At 69.8% G+C, this 15,709-nt stretch carries 10 protein-coding genes and 2 tRNA genes; 3 read left to right on the top strand and 9 right to left on the bottom strand.

Annotated features, from left to right (window positions below; genetic code table 11):
• The first annotated feature begins 90 nt into the window (after nt 1–90).
• Nucleotides 91–3,387, top strand: a complete 3,297-nt coding sequence (locus tag ACFO6Q_RS16110) for an Rne/Rng family ribonuclease (RefSeq protein ID WP_380022123.1) — start codon at nt 91–93, stop codon at nt 3,385–3,387.
• A 30-nt stretch (nt 3,388–3,417) separates the two neighbouring features.
• Here the strand turns inward: ACFO6Q_RS16110 and ACFO6Q_RS16115 are convergent, their stop codons facing one another.
• Complete coding sequence (locus ACFO6Q_RS16115; protein ID WP_380022124.1) at nt 3,418–4,074, bottom strand: response regulator; 657 nt, start codon at nt 4,072–4,074, stop codon at nt 3,418–3,420.
• Nucleotides 4,075–4,282: 208 nt separating this feature from the next.
• Between ACFO6Q_RS16115 and ACFO6Q_RS16120 the strand changes: the two genes are divergently transcribed.
• Together ACFO6Q_RS16120 and ACFO6Q_RS16125 are read left to right on the top strand one after the other, a co-directional pair.
• Nucleotides 4,283–4,372: transfer RNA gene (locus ACFO6Q_RS16120), tRNA-Ser, on the top strand.
• Nucleotides 4,373–4,577: 205 nt separating this feature from the next.
• On the top strand, nt 4,578–4,934 hold the full coding sequence (locus ACFO6Q_RS16125; RefSeq protein WP_380022125.1) for an HU family DNA-binding protein: 357 nt from the start codon (nt 4,578–4,580) through the stop codon (nt 4,932–4,934).
• 98 nt (nt 4,935–5,032) lie between these two features.
• Here ACFO6Q_RS16125 and selD read toward each other — a convergent pair whose 3' ends face one another.
• From selD to fdnG, 8 genes are all read right to left on the bottom strand, one after another.
• Nucleotides 5,033–6,088 (bottom strand): selenide, water dikinase SelD, encoded by a 1,056-nt coding sequence (gene selD, locus ACFO6Q_RS16130; RefSeq protein ID WP_380022220.1) that lies wholly within the window; start codon nt 6,086–6,088, stop codon nt 5,033–5,035.
• 258 nt (nt 6,089–6,346) lie between these two features.
• Nucleotides 6,347–6,442 (bottom strand) — tRNA-Sec (locus ACFO6Q_RS16135).
• 14 nt (nt 6,443–6,456) lie between these two features.
• Entirely contained in the window at nt 6,457–8,379 is a 1,923-nt protein-coding gene (gene selB, locus ACFO6Q_RS16140; protein WP_380022126.1) for a selenocysteine-specific translation elongation factor, read from the bottom strand.
• Nucleotides 8,376–9,785, bottom strand: coding sequence for an L-seryl-tRNA(Sec) selenium transferase (selA, locus tag ACFO6Q_RS16145; protein ID WP_380022127.1), 1,410 nt, complete (start codon nt 9,783–9,785; stop codon nt 8,376–8,378). The genes selB and selA overlap by 4 nt, the downstream gene beginning before the upstream one ends.
• A 4-nt stretch (nt 9,786–9,789) precedes the next feature.
• On the bottom strand, nt 9,790–10,740 hold the full coding sequence (gene fdhE / locus ACFO6Q_RS16150) for a formate dehydrogenase accessory protein FdhE (protein WP_380022128.1): 951 nt from the start codon (nt 10,738–10,740) through the stop codon (nt 9,790–9,792).
• 78 nt (nt 10,741–10,818) lie between these two features.
• Nucleotides 10,819–11,454 (bottom strand): formate dehydrogenase subunit gamma, encoded by a 636-nt coding sequence (locus ACFO6Q_RS16155; protein WP_380022129.1) that lies wholly within the window; start codon nt 11,452–11,454, stop codon nt 10,819–10,821.
• Entirely contained in the window at nt 11,451–12,353 is a 903-nt protein-coding gene (gene fdxH, locus ACFO6Q_RS16160) for a formate dehydrogenase subunit beta (RefSeq protein WP_380022130.1), read from the bottom strand. The genes ACFO6Q_RS16155 and fdxH overlap by 4 nt, the downstream gene beginning before the upstream one ends.
• 11 nt (nt 12,354–12,364) lie before the next feature.
• Nucleotides 12,365–15,433 carry a formate dehydrogenase-N subunit alpha gene (gene fdnG / locus ACFO6Q_RS16165; protein ID WP_380022131.1) on the bottom strand — a complete coding sequence of 1,023 codons (3,069 nt, stop codon included), beginning with the start codon at nt 15,431–15,433 and terminating at the stop codon, nt 12,365–12,367.
• Nucleotides 15,434–15,709: the final 276 nt, after the last annotated feature.

Here is a 15,709-nt window from a genome sequence, read left to right on the forward strand (position 1 = left end):
TGCCGCCGTCGGCCCGCGAAATGCGGGCATCGCGCAGCGCGACAACGCGCAGCGCCGACGACAGTCGAGCGCCCAACAGGAAAAACGACAATGAAGCGCATGTTGATCAACGCAACTCAGCGAGAGGAGTTGCGTGTCGCAATCGTGGACGGACAGAACCTCTACGACCTGGACATCGAGATCCCGTCCAAGGAACAAAAGAAAGCCAACATCTACAAGGCCCGCATCACCCGCGTCGAACAATCCCTCGAAGCCTGCTTCGTCGACTACGGCGCCGACCGCCACGGCTTCCTGCCTCTGAAGGAAATCTCCGACCAGTACTTCACGCCGGGCCTGAACCCGAACAAGGCCGGCATCCGCGAGCTGCTCAAGGAAGGCCAGGAACTGGTCGTCCAGGTCGAAAAAGAAGAACGCGGCAACAAGGGCGCCGCGCTGACCACGTTCATCAGCCTCGCCGGCCGCTACATGGTGCTGATGCCGAACAACCCGAAGGCCGGCGGCGTCTCGCGCCGCATCGAGGGCGAGGATCGCGCCAACATCAAGGAAGCGCTGGATCACCTGAACGTCCCCGACGAGATGGGCCTGATCGTGCGCACCGCCGGTCTCGGCCGCGACGCCGAAGAACTGCAGTGGGACCTGGACTACCTGCTGCAGCTGTGGAAGGCGATCTCCGAGGCCGCGCAGTCGCGCCCGGCGCCGTTCCTGATCTACCAGGAATCCAAGCTGATCATCCGCGCGCTGCGCGACTACCTGCGCAACGACATCGGCGAGATCCTGATCGACCACGAGGAGCTGTACCAGGACGCGCGCGAGTTCGTGCAGCAGGTCATGCCGAACAACCTGCGCAAGCTCAAGCTGTACCAGGACACCACGCCGCTGTTCTCGCGTTTCCAGATCGAGACGCAGATCGAGAACGCATTCGAGCGCAGCGTGCGCCTGCCCTCCGGCGGCTCGATCGTCATCGACCAGACCGAAGCGCTGACCGCGATCGACATCAACTCGTCGAAGGCGACCAAGGGCAGCGACATCGAGGAAACCGCGTTCAACACGAACTGCGAGGCGGCGGTCGAGATCGCGCGCCAGCTGCGCATCCGCGACGCCGGCGGCCTGATCGTGATCGACTTCATCGACATGGATTCGCCGCGCCACCAGCGCGAGGTCGAGGAAAAGCTCAAGGAAGCGCTCAAGCTCGACCGCGCGCGCGTGCAGGTCGGCCGCATCTCGCGCTTCGGCCTGCTGGAGATGTCGCGCCAGCGCCTGCGCCCGTCCCTGGGCGAATCGACCCAGATCGTCTGTCCGCGCTGCGAGGGTCACGGCCGCATCCGCGGCGTCGAATCGCTGTCGCTGTCGGCGCTGCGCCTGGTCGAAGAGCACGCCATGAAGGAAAGCACCGGCCAGGTGCTGGTGCAGGCGCCGCCGAGCGTGGCCAACTTCCTGCTCAACGAGAAGCGCCGCCAGCTCAGCGAGATCGAGGCACGCCACGACGTCAACGTCATCGTCGTCGCCGACGAGCAGCTCGAGACCCCGCACCTGGAAATCCAGCGCCTGCGCGCGGCCGACATCGGCGAAGAAACGCGCCCGAGCTACCAGCGCACGACCCCGGTCGCACCCAAGCCGCTGCCGACCATGCTGCGCCCGAGCGAGGAACCCGAACAGCCGGCCGTGGCCGGCGTGGTACGCGCCACCCCGGCGCCGGAACGCCCCGAGCCGGCCGCTCCCGCGCCCGCAGCGGCGGCACCCGCCGCACCGGTGCCGCCGGTCGCCCCGGCCGGTGGCCTGCTCGCCCGCTTCGTCGGCTGGTTCCGCGGCGACAAGCAGGCTTCCGCTACGGCCGCGCCGCCCACGGCTCCGGCCCCGGCGGCACGTACGCAGCCGGCGCGCAACGCGCAGACCGTGCGCAGTACGCCGGCCGGCAGCCGCCAGCCGCAGCAGCCATCGCCGCAGCAACGCCGCCAGGACAACCGCCGCGACGGCCGTCCGGGCGGCGAACAGCGCGGCGAACAGCGCAATGAGCAGCGCGGTGGCAACGCGGCGCAGAAGCAGGCCCAGCCGCAGCGCGGCAACCGCCGCGACGAGCGTGGCCCGCGCACTACCGGTGAACAGCCGGCCGTCGAGCCGCGTACGCAGACGCCCGCGCCGCCTTCGCGGCAGAACGAATCCGCACCGAAGACGCCGGCTCCGGCCGCAGCCGCCGCGGCAACGACTCCCGTGCCGGCTCCGAACGCCGGCGCGCAGACGCAGACCGCACCGAATGCCGATCCGAAACCGGCCGGCGAGCGCGACGAGATGCGCTCGCGCCGCCGCGGCCGCCGTGGCGGACGCCGCCGCCGCAAGGACGGCGCGATCACCGAAACGGGCAGTCTCGACGCTCCGCTGAACCAGGGCGACGTCGATTTCGACGACGAGGACGATGCGCCTGCCACTTTGCCGGCGAGCCCGGCCGAGCGCGCCGCGCCGAAGCCGCCGGCTGCCGCGAACGAGGAACCCCGCCAGCGCCCGGCCGCCAGTGCGGAGCCGAAGACCTCCACGCCGCCGGCGGTGACGCCTGCACCCGCCGCAGCGACGATCGCAGCGACGGCAGCGAGCGTGTCGGCGGTAGCTCCGGCTGCGCCGTCGCCGGTTTCCGTATCGCCCGCCTCTGCGCCGACGACGCCTGCGTCGATGCCTTCCGCGTCGACGCCGCCCCCCGCCGCCACGCCTGCGGCGCCCGCCGCGGAGCGTCCCGCTCCGGCCGCTCCGGCCGCCCCGGCCGCCGCCAGCGCGACGCCGTCGACGACGGGCTCGCAGGCAGCGACTCCGCCGTCCGCGACGCCCGCCCCTTCGACCGTGCAGGCCGCGGTGCGCGCAGCGATCCACTCGATCCCGGCGACGCCTTCCGCAGCGCCGCAGCCGACTTCGCCTGCCGGTGCAACGGCTCCGGCTCCGGCAGCGCCGTCTCCTGCAGCGTCGGCTCCGGCTCCGTCGGCTCCAGCTGCGGCGACGTCGTCTCCGACCGCTGCCGCAGCAGCACCGGTTGCGCCGCGTCCGGCGCCGACGGCGCCCGCTCCGAGTGCTCCGACGCCGGTGGCCGCTGCACCCGCGGCTCCTTCGCCCACCAGCGCTCCTGCACCGTCGCCGGTTGCTCCGCGATCGGGCGAAACGCCGGCCGCAGCCGAACGGCCAGCCCCGCCTGCGACGCCGGCCCCGGGCGTTCCCGAACGCGTGAAGACGGAAACGGAAGCGCGCGACGCCGTGCCCAGCCGCGGCCAGACGCTGGAATTGCCGCTGTCGCGTCCGACGCCGACGCCGGAAGTGGGCGTTCGCCGCAACGGCGAGGAAGCCGACAAGCCCGCGTCCGCGGCGAAGACCGAGGAACCGAAGCCGGCGGCTTCCGAACCGAAGGAATGACCCCCGCAGGCGGCGCGCCCGGCGCGCCGCCTAGCCGGTCAGCGCGCGTGCGCGGTTGTCGAGCATGCCGTGCATGTGCGCCAGATCGGCCAGGGCGACCGCATTGTCGACGCCGAGCTTCTCGAACAGGCGGTACTTGTAGGTCGCCACGGTCTTCGCGCTGAGCTTGAGCAGGCTGGCGATGTTCTGCATGTCGCGCCCCTGCGCGAGCATCAGCGCGACGTCGAGTTCGCGTGCCGACAGCGCGTCGAACGGCGACACCCGGTTGCCGTCGAGCACGCCGAGCGCCAGCGCCTCGGCCACGTCCGGCGACAGGTAGCGGCGTCCTTCGGCGACCTGGCGGACAGCGCGGACCAGTTCCTCCGCAGCGCAGCCCTTGGTGAGATAACCGCTGGCACCGGCCTCGATCAGCCGTTTCGGAAACGGCGCCTCGTTGACCACGGTGAGGATCACGATGCGCGTCGCCAGCTTGCTCCTGCGCACGCGATCGGTCAGCTCGATGCCGGTCAGACGCGGCATGTGCACGTCGACGAGTGCGACGTCCGGCTTGGTGCGGCGGATCAGCGCCAGGCCTTCTTCCCCGTCGGCCGCTTCGCCGACGATCTCGATGCCGGGCTGCCCTGCGAGAATCATCCGGAAACCGGTGCGGACCAGCTCGTGGTCGTCGACCAGCACGACTTCGATCATGCTCTCTCCCAAAGTCCCTTTGCTGCAGAATTGCGTCCTGTGCCCGACGGATTGTGCGCCTTGCCGACCGCGCCGTTCCGCGACACAGGACCCGGTATACTAGAAACCCTCGGTTGTAGACAGTGGTCGGTGCGCACTCCGAACGCGCCGCCGCCTGCGGCTCCGGAAGGTCGGAGCGGCAGCTTTCTCAATCCGGCTGGAATCCCCCGGAAGCGTGGCCGAGCGGTTTAAGGCACCGGTCTTGAAAACCGGCGTGGCAGCGATGCCACCGTGAGTTCGAATCTCACCGCTTCCGCCACCCGGCTTCCCGCCCGTCCCCACCGCCCCGCCCGGACGCGCCGTCCGGCCACAGTATTTCAGAATCTTCCCCCGCTTCCCTTCGTTCCTGTGCGCACCCATCGCAGTTATGATGCACTCCGTCTGCGGGGCCATCGGGGCAATCCGGCGCGATCGGCGGCCGCGGACCATCCATCAAACCTACCTAATGGAGCCCCGTCACAACGATGGCCACCAAACCGAAAACCTCGACATCCGGCAGTCGCATCAAACCCGTAACGGAAGCGCTCTCCAAGAGCGGACTGGTCGATCATCTCGCCAGCAACAGTGGTGTTGAAAAGCGTGACGTGCGGTCGGTTCTCCAGGCGCTCGAGCAGGTCGTCGCCGGTGCCGTGCACAAGAAGGGCGCCGGTCAGTTCACGTTGCCGGGCCTTCTGAAGATCACGGTGCAGGCCGTCGCGGCCAAGCCGCGTCGCAAGGGCATCGATCCTTTCACCAAGGAAGAGCGCTGGTTCGAAGCGAAGAAGGCGACGGTCAAGGTCAAGATCCGCGCGCTGAAGAAGCTCAAGGACGCGGCGCTCTAATCCGCCTCGTCGAGCAGCGACATCGAAGGCGTCGCCGGTCTTCCGGCGGCGCCTTTTTTTATGGGACGAATTTCATTGCGGCGGAACCCACGATGCGATCACGCGACGCGCACGTTCGGCGCTCCGTCCGCCAGGGTTCCGATGCGCCTGGCCTGCGCGAACCCGGCGCGCGCGAACACGCCCGTCACCGCATCGACCGCGTCGGCAGCGCAGGCGACGAGCAGCCCGCCGCTGGTCTGCGGGTCGGTGAACAGCGTTCGACGCAGCGCGACCTGCTGCGGCGAGAACTCCACGCGATCGCCGTAGGCCTGCCAGTTGCGCGCCGACGCGCCGGTCGCCAGGCCCGACTCGGCGAGCATCGCAGCCTCTGCCAGCAGCGGTACTTGCGCCGCGTCGACACGGGCCTCGACGCCGCTGGCACGGCAGATTTCCAGCAGATGTCCGAGCAGGCCGAAGCCGGTCACGTCGGTCATCGCGTGCACGCCATCGAGCGCGGCGAGTTCGACGCCGGGCAGGTTCAGCTGCGTCGTCGTGTCGATCAGCTCGCGGTACGCCGCCTCGCCCAGACGCCCCTTCTTGTACGCCGCCGAATAGATGCCGACGCCGAGCGGCTTGCCGAGCACGAGCACGTCGCCCGCACGCGCGGCGGCATTGGTGCGGATGCGGTCCGGATGCGCCGCGCCGATCACCGCGAGGCCGTAGATCGGCTCGACCGAATCGATGCTGTGGCCGCCGGCGACAGGAATGCCGGCGCGCGCGCACACCGACTCTCCGCCGCGCAGGATGTCGCGGATCGTCTCGCGCGGCAGCCGCTCGATCGGCATGCCGAGGATGGCCAGCGCGAACAGCGGCCGCGCGCCCATCGCGTAGACGTCGGAGATTGCGTTCGTCGCGGCGATGCGGCCGAAGTCGAACGGATCGTCGACGATCGGCATGAAGAAATCCGTGGTCGCGACGATCGCCTGCTCGTCGCTGATGCGATACACCGCCGCATCGTCCGCGGTCTCGCGGCCGACGAGCAGATCGGCGAACACGCCGGTCGCCGGAACGTCCCTGAGCAGATCGGCGAGCACGCCGGGAGAAATCTTGCAGCCGCAACCACCGCCGTGCGACAGCGAGGTCAGGCGCGGCGGCGTGGTGTCGGTAGTGTCCATCATCGGGTACTCGCGACTGGAGCGGAATGTGGGAGGTGGTTGCCGCCCTCCCCTCACCCGGCGCGCTGTGCGCGCCGACCTCTCCCGCAAGCGGGAGAGGTGGCTAGCTTCGCGGGATCGCTAACGAACTGCAACGAAGCCGGCTGTCCGTGAGAAGTGCGGCCATGGGCGGCTGCTCTGGACTGACCGACGCTGCCGGTCGCCGCAGCGGGCGAAAATCGTCACGGAGCAGCGATCATGGAAGATCGCAAAGACAACTGGCGGAAGGTAGCAGGAGTCGAACCTACCAGGGAGCGATCGACGCCCCCTACCGGGTTTGAAGCCCGGCCGCATCACCGGATGCGCCTGCCTTCCGGAATTTCCGCACGTCAGCGGCGATCGAGCCAGCCACCGTCGCCGCGCAGCACGTGCGCGTCGCGCGCGCGGCGAGTGTAGCCAACGCGATCGAAGAACTCCAAGATCTGGATGGCGCGCTTGCGGCCGATGCCGAGCGCGTCGCGGTACTGCGCCGCCTCAACCGCACCGAGCCGGCGAGCCAGCTCGTCGAGGATCGCGGCGAGTTCCGCGACGCGTTCGCTCGTGTAGAACAGGTCGCGCACCACCTGATGCGTGAATCCGCCCGCCGCGCTCCGGCGCAACGCGCGGCGCACGACGTCCTCGTCCGTCTCCACCGCCTGCGCCAGATCGCGTACCCACGGCGGATCGTAGCCGCCGGCCGCGATCAGCGGCTGCAGCCGTTGCAGCAGCCGCAGCTCGTCTTCGCTCGGCTCGACGCGATGTTCGGGCAGGTGCAGCCACGGTCCCTCGCGCTGGATTGCGGTGTCGGCCAGCAGATCCTCGAGCAGCCGCTGCCACGCTGCCTCGGCGAGCGCGGGTACGGCCAGGCGACGCAGCCGCCCCGCATCGACGCCGGCCTCGTCCGGCTGGCGCGCGTGGAACTCCCGCAACGCGGCGACGACGCGTTCGCGCAGGGCCTGCCAGTGCGCGGCGAGAATGACGAAACCGCCGCGGCTCGTCTCGATGCGGCGCGCCGAATCCGGCAATGCGATCCGCTCCGGCTCGCTCGCGCAGATGCGGACCAGATCCTCCAGTGCGATACCCTGCGGCGACTGTTCGAGCAAGGCGGCGATACCCTCGCCGGCCAGCAGGCGTTCGACGGAGGCCAGCCAGGCCAGGCGCGCCGGGCTGCGGCGCCTGCGCTCGGGCGGATCGGCATCCAGGACCGTGCCGCCGCCGATCGTGCACGCGGCCTGCGCATCGCGCACGATGAAGCGGTCGCCGGGAACGGCGCACATCGGCGCGTCGAACACCAGCTGCACGCGTCCGGATTCACCGGCACCCAGGCGTTCGGCGTCGAGCAGGACGACGTGCGCGACCTGGTGCGCGGTGCCGCAATGCACGTGCAGCGGCGTCCAGTTGCGCAGCAGCGCCGAAGCGCCGGGCAGCAGGCGCAGGTCCGCGTCCCAGCGCAGGCTCGGCCGGAACAGGCGCGCATCGGCCAGCCAGTCGCCGCGGGCGACCGCCTCGCGCTCGATGCCGGCGAGATTGAGCGCGCAGCGCTGCCCGGCGCGGCCGACGTCGGCCGCGCGGTTCTGCGCGTGGATGCCGCGCACGCGCACGGGCACGCCAGCCGGCATCACCGTCACGCTGTCGCCGACGCGCACGCGCCCCGCGCGCACGGTGCCGGTCGCCACCGTGCCCTGGCCGGCGAGCGTGAACACGCGATCCACAGCCAGGCGGAACAGGCCGCCCTCGTCGCGACGTGCGGCGGCCGCTGCGGCGCCGTGCAGGTACGCGCGCAGCGCCGCCACGCCCGGATCGCCCGCGGTCACCGCGTCGAGCGGAAAGACCGGCGCCCCTTTCAGCGCGGTCGGCTCGAGCAGGCCCGTAATCTGCGCCTCGACTTCGCGCACACGCGCCGCGTCGACGCGATCGGCCTTGCTCAGCGCGACCGCGCCGCGCGCCACGCCGAGCAGGTCGAGAATCGCCAGGTGCTCGCGCGTCTGCGGCATCACGCCGTCGTCGGCCGCGATCACCAGCAGGGCGAAGTCGACGCCGCCGGCGCCGGCGACCATCGTGTGCACGAGGCGCTCGTGTCCGGGCACGTCGACGAAGCCGAGCACCGGCTCGGCGTCTTCCGCTGCGCCGTCGACCGGCACGTACGCGTAGCCGAGTTCGATCGAGATCCCGCGCGCCTTCTCTTCCTTCAGACGATCCGTGTCGACGCCGGTCAGCGCGCGCACCAGACTCGTCTTGCCGTGATCGATGTGACCGGCGGTGCCGACGATCATGCGTGCAGCGCGCTCCACTGCGAGACGAACTCGGTCTCGTCCGCCTCGTCCAGGCAGCGCAGGTCCAGCCACAGTGCCTTGTCGGCGATGCGGCCGAGCACGGGACGCGGCAGCCCGCGCAGCGCGGCCTCGATGCGGCCGAGCCCGCCGCCTTTGCCGGTGCGCAGGCGCAGGCCGAAGCTCGGCAGCAGGTCCACCGGCAGCGCGCCGCTGCCGATCTGGCTGTGCATCGGCGCGACGTCGACTTCGCAGCGCGTTCCGAACGCCTGCTGCAGCGACGGCAGCAGCCGCTGCGCCTGCCGCTCGATCGACGCGACCGGACGCAGCAGCAGGCGCAGGGCCGGCAGGCGCTCGGGCAGGAGTTCGGGTTCGCGGTACAGGGCGAGCACGGCTTCGAGCGCCGCCAGCGTCTCCTTGCCGACGCGCAGCGCGCGCTTGAGCGGGTTCTTCTTCACGCGCGCGATCAGATCGGCGCGGCCGGCGAGGATGCCGGCCTGCGGGCCGCCGAGCAGCTTGTCGCCGCTGAACGTCACCAGGTCGGCGCCGGCGGCCAGGGTCTCGCGCACGGTCGGCTCCTTCGGCAGCCCCCAGCCGGAGAGATCGACGAGGCTGCCGCTGCCCAGATCGACGACGAGCGCAAGCGCGTGCGCGTGCGCCAGCGCGGCGAGCTCGCCTTCGCCGACGCTGGCGGTGAAGCCGCTGATCGCGTAGTTGCTCGCGTGCACCTTCATCAGCGCCGCGGTGCGCGCACCGATCGCCTCGGCGTAGTCGCGCGCATGCGTGCGGTTGGTCGTACCGACCTCGACCAGGCGCGCGCCGGCGCCGCGCATCACGTCGGGAATGCGGAACGCGCCGCCGATCTCGACCAGTTCGCCGCGGGAAACCACCACCTCGCGCCGGTTCGCCAGGGTGCTCAGCATCAGCAGCACGGCGGCGGCGTTGTTGTTGACGACGGTGGCCGCCTCGGCCCCCGTCAGCTCGACGACCAGGCCCTCGACGTGCGCGTCGCGGTCGCCGCGCCTGCCGCTGGCGAGATCGAACTCGAGGTTCACCGGCGCGGCGAGCGCGCGTGCGACCGCCTGCGCGGCCGACTCCGGCAGCGGAGCGCGGCCGAGGTTGGTGTGCAGCACGGTGCCGGTCAGGTTGAACACGCGGCGCAGGCCGGCGCGGGCTGAGTGCTCCAGGGCGGCCTCGACGGCGGCAGCGAAGCTCTCCGGCCGCAGGCGTTGCGCGTCGAGATTGCCGGCCAGCGCACCGGTGCGGCGATCGTCGAGTTCCGCGCGCAGCAGCGCGACGATGCGGCTGCGGCCGTGCCGTTCGACCAGCGCCGCGATCGCGGCATCGTTCAGCAGGCGATCCAGCGCCGGCAGCTCGCGGACCTGCGCCTTCGCGTGCGGCGCCCGCATGCGCTCAGCCCTGCTCCGCCGTCCACAGCAGCGGATTGCCGCTGGCGCGTTCGTAGCCTTCTTCGGCGAGCAGCAGGTCGAGCGCGAGGCTGGCCAGATCGTCGGCAACCGGCTCGAGCGCCGGGTCCTTCTCGTGGTAGAGAATCTTGCGGTAGCTGCGGCAGCGCGAGCAGCTCTCGGCGCGCACCGCCGCGTCGCCGTTTGCTTCGCCGGCGGCGGCATCGGTCAGCGAGTGGTAGGCGATGTCCTTGCCGTCGGCGCCGCACTGGCTGCACTGCACGCGCACCATGTGCCACTCGCAGGCGCACAGCGTGCAGTGCAGGTAGCGATAGCCCTGGTACGGGCGCTGCGCGCGCACCAGGCTGGCGACCGGCAGGCTGCCGCACAGCGGACACACGCCGGGCACGTCGAGCGGCTGCACGTCGCCGGCGGCGAAGCCGCTCGACAGCGCCGTCCAGTTCACCTGCAGCGCGGCCATCACGAACGGCGCGGACGCGACGTCGACCGCGCCGTCGCGAACGCCGAGCAAGGCGTCGGCCTGTGCTTCGAGCGCGTCGCCGGAAGCGGCGCGCACGCGGGCAGCCAGACGCGTCACTTCGGCGGGAAATTCCGTCTGCGCCAGGACCGCGGCGCAGATCGCCGACAGCGCCTCGCGCCACTGCGGCGCGCGCGCCCAGCTCGTCGCCGCCAGCGGCGGCATGCGGTGCTCGTGCGCCAGGGCCAGCTGCGCCGCAGTCGGCGGCGTCGCGGCGAAGTCGCCCAGCGCCGCGTGCTGAGTCTCGGCGAGCACCGCGCAGAACCGCAGGTAGTCGGCGATCGGGCTGCCCTGCGCGAGCGTGCGCAGGCGTGCGCTGCGCTGGGCGAACACCTGCGAACGCTCCGGCACGCGCACGCGCGGAATCGATCGCGAAGCGAGCGTTTCGATCTGACCGCGTTCGAGGATGCGCTGGCTCATGGGCTCGCTGCCGACGTGGCAGCGCCTATCCTCGCCGCTGCGGCGGCGCCCGTCCAGCGCGCATCGACGCGCAGGCTCCTACTTGCGGTCCGCGCCGGTCGCTTCGCGGAACCAGGCCCGGTGATGTTTCCAGGCCCAGCCGTAGCTGACCGTGCCGCGCGTCATCGCGCGCACCGACCCCTTGACCCAGATCGCCGCGTAGATGTGCACGACGATCGCGCAGATCAGCACCAGCGCGCAGACCGCGTGCAGCAGCGAAGCCAAGCGCACGAGTTCGACCGGCAGCGAGAAATACGCCCGCCACATCGCCAGGCCCGACAGCAGCAGGCCGAGCAGGCACGGCACGATGACGTAGAACAGCAGCTTCTGCCCGGCGTTGTAGCGGCCGACGTCCGGCAGATTCTCCTCGCGGTTGTCGAGCACGTCGTCCATCTGCCGCAGCCACTGGCTGTCGCGTGCTTCCCAGACGTTGTGCCGCCAGACCTTCGCGGCGAGGAAGGCGAAGGCGAACACCATGACCAGGCCGATGAACGGATGCAGGATGCGCGTCCACGGCCCGCCGCCGAACAGGTTCGTCAGCCAGAACAGCGCCGGATGGAACAGCGCCAGGCCCGACAGCGCGAGCAGGACGAAGCTGATCGCGACGGTCCAGTGATTGACCCGGGTGGAGAACTCGTAGCGGACGATCTCGCCGCCCTTGCGTTCGACGGTCATGGCGTGTCCTCCAGCTCGCGGCGCGCGGCCTCCTCGTCGTGCGCGTCGGTCTCGTTGCGGCCGACGCGCAGGTAGTGCAGGAACCCGGCCGCCGCCGTGGCGAGGATCGCGAACAGACCGAGCGGCTTGCCGATGCCCTTCCACAGGCCGACCATCGCGCTGATCTTCGGCTCCTGCGGCAGCCCGGCGTAGAGCTGCGGCTGGTCGGCGTGGTGCAGCACGTACATCACGTGCGTGCCGCCGACGCCCTGCGGGTCGTACAGCCCGGCGTGCTCGAAGCCGCGCGACTTGAGATCCTCGACGCGCTCGGCGGCGTGCTGCTGCATGTCCTGCTTGGTGCCGAACACGATCGCGCCGGTCGGGCAGGTCTTCACGCAGGCCGGCTCCAGACCCACGGCGACGCGGTCCGAGCACAGCGTGCACTTGTAGGCCTTCTTGTCCTGCTTGGAGATGCGCGGGATGTTGAACGGGCAGCCGGTGATGCAGTAGCCGCAGCCGATGCAGTTCTCTTCGTGGAAATCGACGATGCCGTTGGCGTACTGCACGATCGCGCCCGGCGACGGGCAGGCCTTGAGGCAGCCCGGATCGGCGCAGTGCATGCAGCCGTCCTTGCGGATCAGCCATTCCAGGTCGCCCTTGGGCGTCTCGTGCTCGGTGAAGCGCATCAGCGTCCACGACTGGTCGCTGAGGTCGTGCGGGTTGTCGTAGTGCCCGGTACAGGTGCCGACCTCGTCGCGCAGGTCGTTCCATTCCATGCAGGCGACCTGGCAGGCCTTGCAGCCGATGCACTTGGTCACGTCGATGAGCTTGGCGACCTGCCCCGTATGCGCGCCGCGCGCCTGCGGTTCGGGCAGGGTCGTCGCCGAACGTCGGATGATGTCGAGCGATTGCAGTGCCATCTTCGGGCCTCCTAGATCCTCTCGACCTTGACCAGGAACGACTTGAATTCCGGCGTGTTCGTGTTCGCGTCGCCGACGAACGGGGTCAGCGTGTTGGCGATGTAGCCCGGCTTGGCCACGCCGAGGAAGCCCCAGTGGATCGGCACGCCGACCGTGTGCACGGCCTTGCCCTCGATCGTAAGCGGCTTGATGCGCTTGGTGACCATCGCCACCGCCTCGATGTGCCCGCGGTGCGAGCTGACGCGTACGCGACTGCCGTTGCCGATGCCCAGCTCGTCGGCCAGCGCCGCGCCGATCTCGACGAACTGCTCCGGCTGCACGATCGCGTTCAGGCGGACGTGCTTGGTCCAGTAGTGGAAGTGCTCGGTCAGGCGGTACGTGGTCGCCACGTGCGGGAACTGGTCCGCCTTGCCGAACGCCTCCCGATCCTGCGCGAACACGCGCGCGGCCGGGTTGTTGAGCGCCTGCGGCTGGTTCGGATTGAGCGGATTGGTCGCCAGCGGCGTCTCGAACGGCTCGTAGTGCTCGGGGAACGGTCCTTCCGCCATGCCGGCGCGGGCGAAGAAGCGCGCCACGCCTTCCGGATTCATGATGAACGGCCCCATGCCGTTCTCCGGATTCTCGTCGGCCTTGAAGTCCGGAATGTCGGCGCCGCCCCAGGCGCTGCCGTTCCAGGCGATCAGCTTGCGCGACGGATCCCACGGCTTGCCGTGCGGATCGCAGGACGCGCGGTTGTAGAGCACGCGCCGGTTCGCCGGCCACGCCCAGGCCCAGTTGATCGTCTGGCCGATACCGGTCGGATCGGCGTTGTCGCGCCGCGCCATCAGATTGCCGGTCGGACCCCACGCACCGCAGAAGATCCAGCAGCCGCTGGCGGTGCTGCCGTCGTCGCGCAGTTCGGCGAAACCGGCGAGCTGCTCGCCGGCCTTGCGCGTGATCCTGGTCGGGTCCTTCGGGTCAGCGAGATCGGCCAGCGCGCTGCCGGAGTATTCGCGCGCGAGTTCCTCGGGAGCCGGACTGTGCGGCTGCGCATATTTCCAGGTCAGGTTGACGATCGGATCCGGGAACGCGCCGCCGTCCTTGCGATACGCATCGCGCAGGCGCAGGAACAGGCCGGCCATGATCTCCAGGTCGCTGCGTGCCTCGCCCGGCGGCTCGGCGCCCTTCCAGTGCCACTGCAGCCAGCGCGAGGAGTTGGTCAGCGAACCGTTCTCCTCGGCGAAGCAGGTGGTCGGCAGGCGGAACACCTCGGTCTGGATCTTCGCCGGATCGACGTCGTTGAGCGCGCCGTAGTTCTTCCAGAACTCGCTCGTCTCGGTGGCGAGCGGATCCATGATGACGAGGTACTTGAGCCTGGAGAAACTCGCGCTGAGCTTGGCCTTGTTCGGCGCGGCGGCGAGCGGATTGAAGCCCTGACAGATGTAGCCGTTCATCTTGCCCTGGTTCATCAGCTCGTAGGCCTGCAGCATGTCGTACTGCTTGTCGAGCTTGGGCAGGTAGTCGTAGGCCCAGTGGTTGTCCGCCGTCGCCGCGTCACCCCACCACGACTTCATGAAGCTGACGAAGAACTTGCGGTAGTTCTGCCAGTAGCTGAGCTGGTTCGGGCGCAGCGGCTTCTGTGCGCGCGCGCCGATGTAGCCGTCGAAATCCTGCTCCTTCTCGTTCGGCAGCGTCATGTAGCCAGGCAGCAGGTTCGACATCAGGCCGAGGTCGGTCAGGCCCTGGATGTTGGAATGTCCGCGCAGGGCGTTCATGCCGCCGCCGGCCACGCCGATGTTGCCGAGCAGCAGCTGCACCATCGCGCCGGTGCGGATCATCTGCGAGCCGATCGAATGCTGCGTCCAGCCGAGCGCGTACATGATCGTCATCGCGCGGTCCGCCGTGGCGGTGGAAGCGATCATGTCCCAGATCTGCAGCACCTTGTCCCTGGGCGTGCCGCAGACGCGCTCGACCATCTCAGGCGTGTAGCGCGCGTAGTGCTGCTTGAGCAGGTTGTAGACGCAGCGCGGATCGGCCAGGGTCGGATCGGTGCGGACGTAGCCGTCCTCGCCGCGCGCGTAGTCCCAGCTCGACTTGTCGTAGCTGCGCTTGTCCGCGTCGTAGCCGGAGTAGATGCCGTCGTTGAACGCGAACTCGTCCTTCACGATGAAGGAGAGGTCGGTGTAGTTGACGACGTACTCGCGCTGGATCTTGTCGTTCTCCAGCAGATGGCGGATCAGGCCGCCGAGAAAGACGATGTCGGTGCCGGTGCGGATCGGCGCGTAGACGTCGGCGACCGAGGCCGAGCGCGTGAAGCGCGGATCGACCACGATCAGCCTTGCCTTGTTGTGCGCCTTCGCTTCCGTGACCCACTTGAAGCCGCACGGGTGCGCTTCGGCGGCATTGCCGCCCATGATGAGGATCAGATCGGCATTCTTGATGTCGACCCAGTGATTCGTCATCGCTCCACGGCCGAACGTCGGGGCAAGACCTGCCACCGTCGGGCCGTGTCAGACGCGTGCCTGGTTGTCGAACGCCAGAAGCCCGAGGGAGCGCGCCACCTTGTGCGTGAGGTAGCCGACTTCGTTGCTCGACGCCGAGGCGGCGAGCATGCCGGTGGTCAGCCAGCGGTTGACGGTGAGGCCGTCGGCGTTCTTCGCGGCGAAGTTCGCGTCGCGATCGGCCTTCATCAGCCTGGCGATGCGATCGAGCGCCTCGTCCCACGAGATGCGCTGCCACGTGTCGGAGCCCGGTGCACGGTACTCGGGGTACTGCAGGCGGCTGTCGCTGTGGATGAAGTCGACCAGGGCCGCGCCTTTCGGGCACAGCGTGCCGCGATTGACCGGATGGTCCGGGTCGCCCTCGATGTGGAAGATGCTCGCCCGCGCGTTCTTGGCGCCGTCGCCGAGGCTGTACATGAGCACGCCGCAGGCAACCGAGCAGTAGGGGCAGGTGTTGCGGGTCTCGGTCGCGCGTGCGAGCTTGAACTGCCGCACTTCGGCCAGCGCTTGGCCGGGCGAGAAACCCATCAGCGCCAGACTCGAAGCTCCCAGGGTCGTCCCGGTGACCTTCAAGAACTGACGTCGAGTCATTGCAGACATGACGTTCTCCTCGATCGGGTCGCGCCGGAATCCTTCCCCGCGCCTTCCCGCGCCGCTCACGCAAACGTCGGACGACCTCTCGACCGACGACTTCGGAAATGCACCACACCGACGGCACCGAACGGGATCGAGTATAGGCCAAATCCGCGACACGCAACCCCTCGCGCGGCGTGGCGAGCCGCGCCGGCGACTACGCCTTTGGTCGAACGTCGAGGCGGCCTGCGCGCGGGGGACGCAGACGAAAAACCCGGCTTTCGCCGGGTTCTCGTGGAGTCG

Origin of the sequence: Dokdonella ginsengisoli (genome assembly GCF_042652785.1) — a bacterium.
In the GTDB taxonomy this organism is placed as follows: Bacteria; Pseudomonadota; Gammaproteobacteria; order Xanthomonadales; family Rhodanobacteraceae; genus Dokdonella_A; species Dokdonella_A ginsengisoli.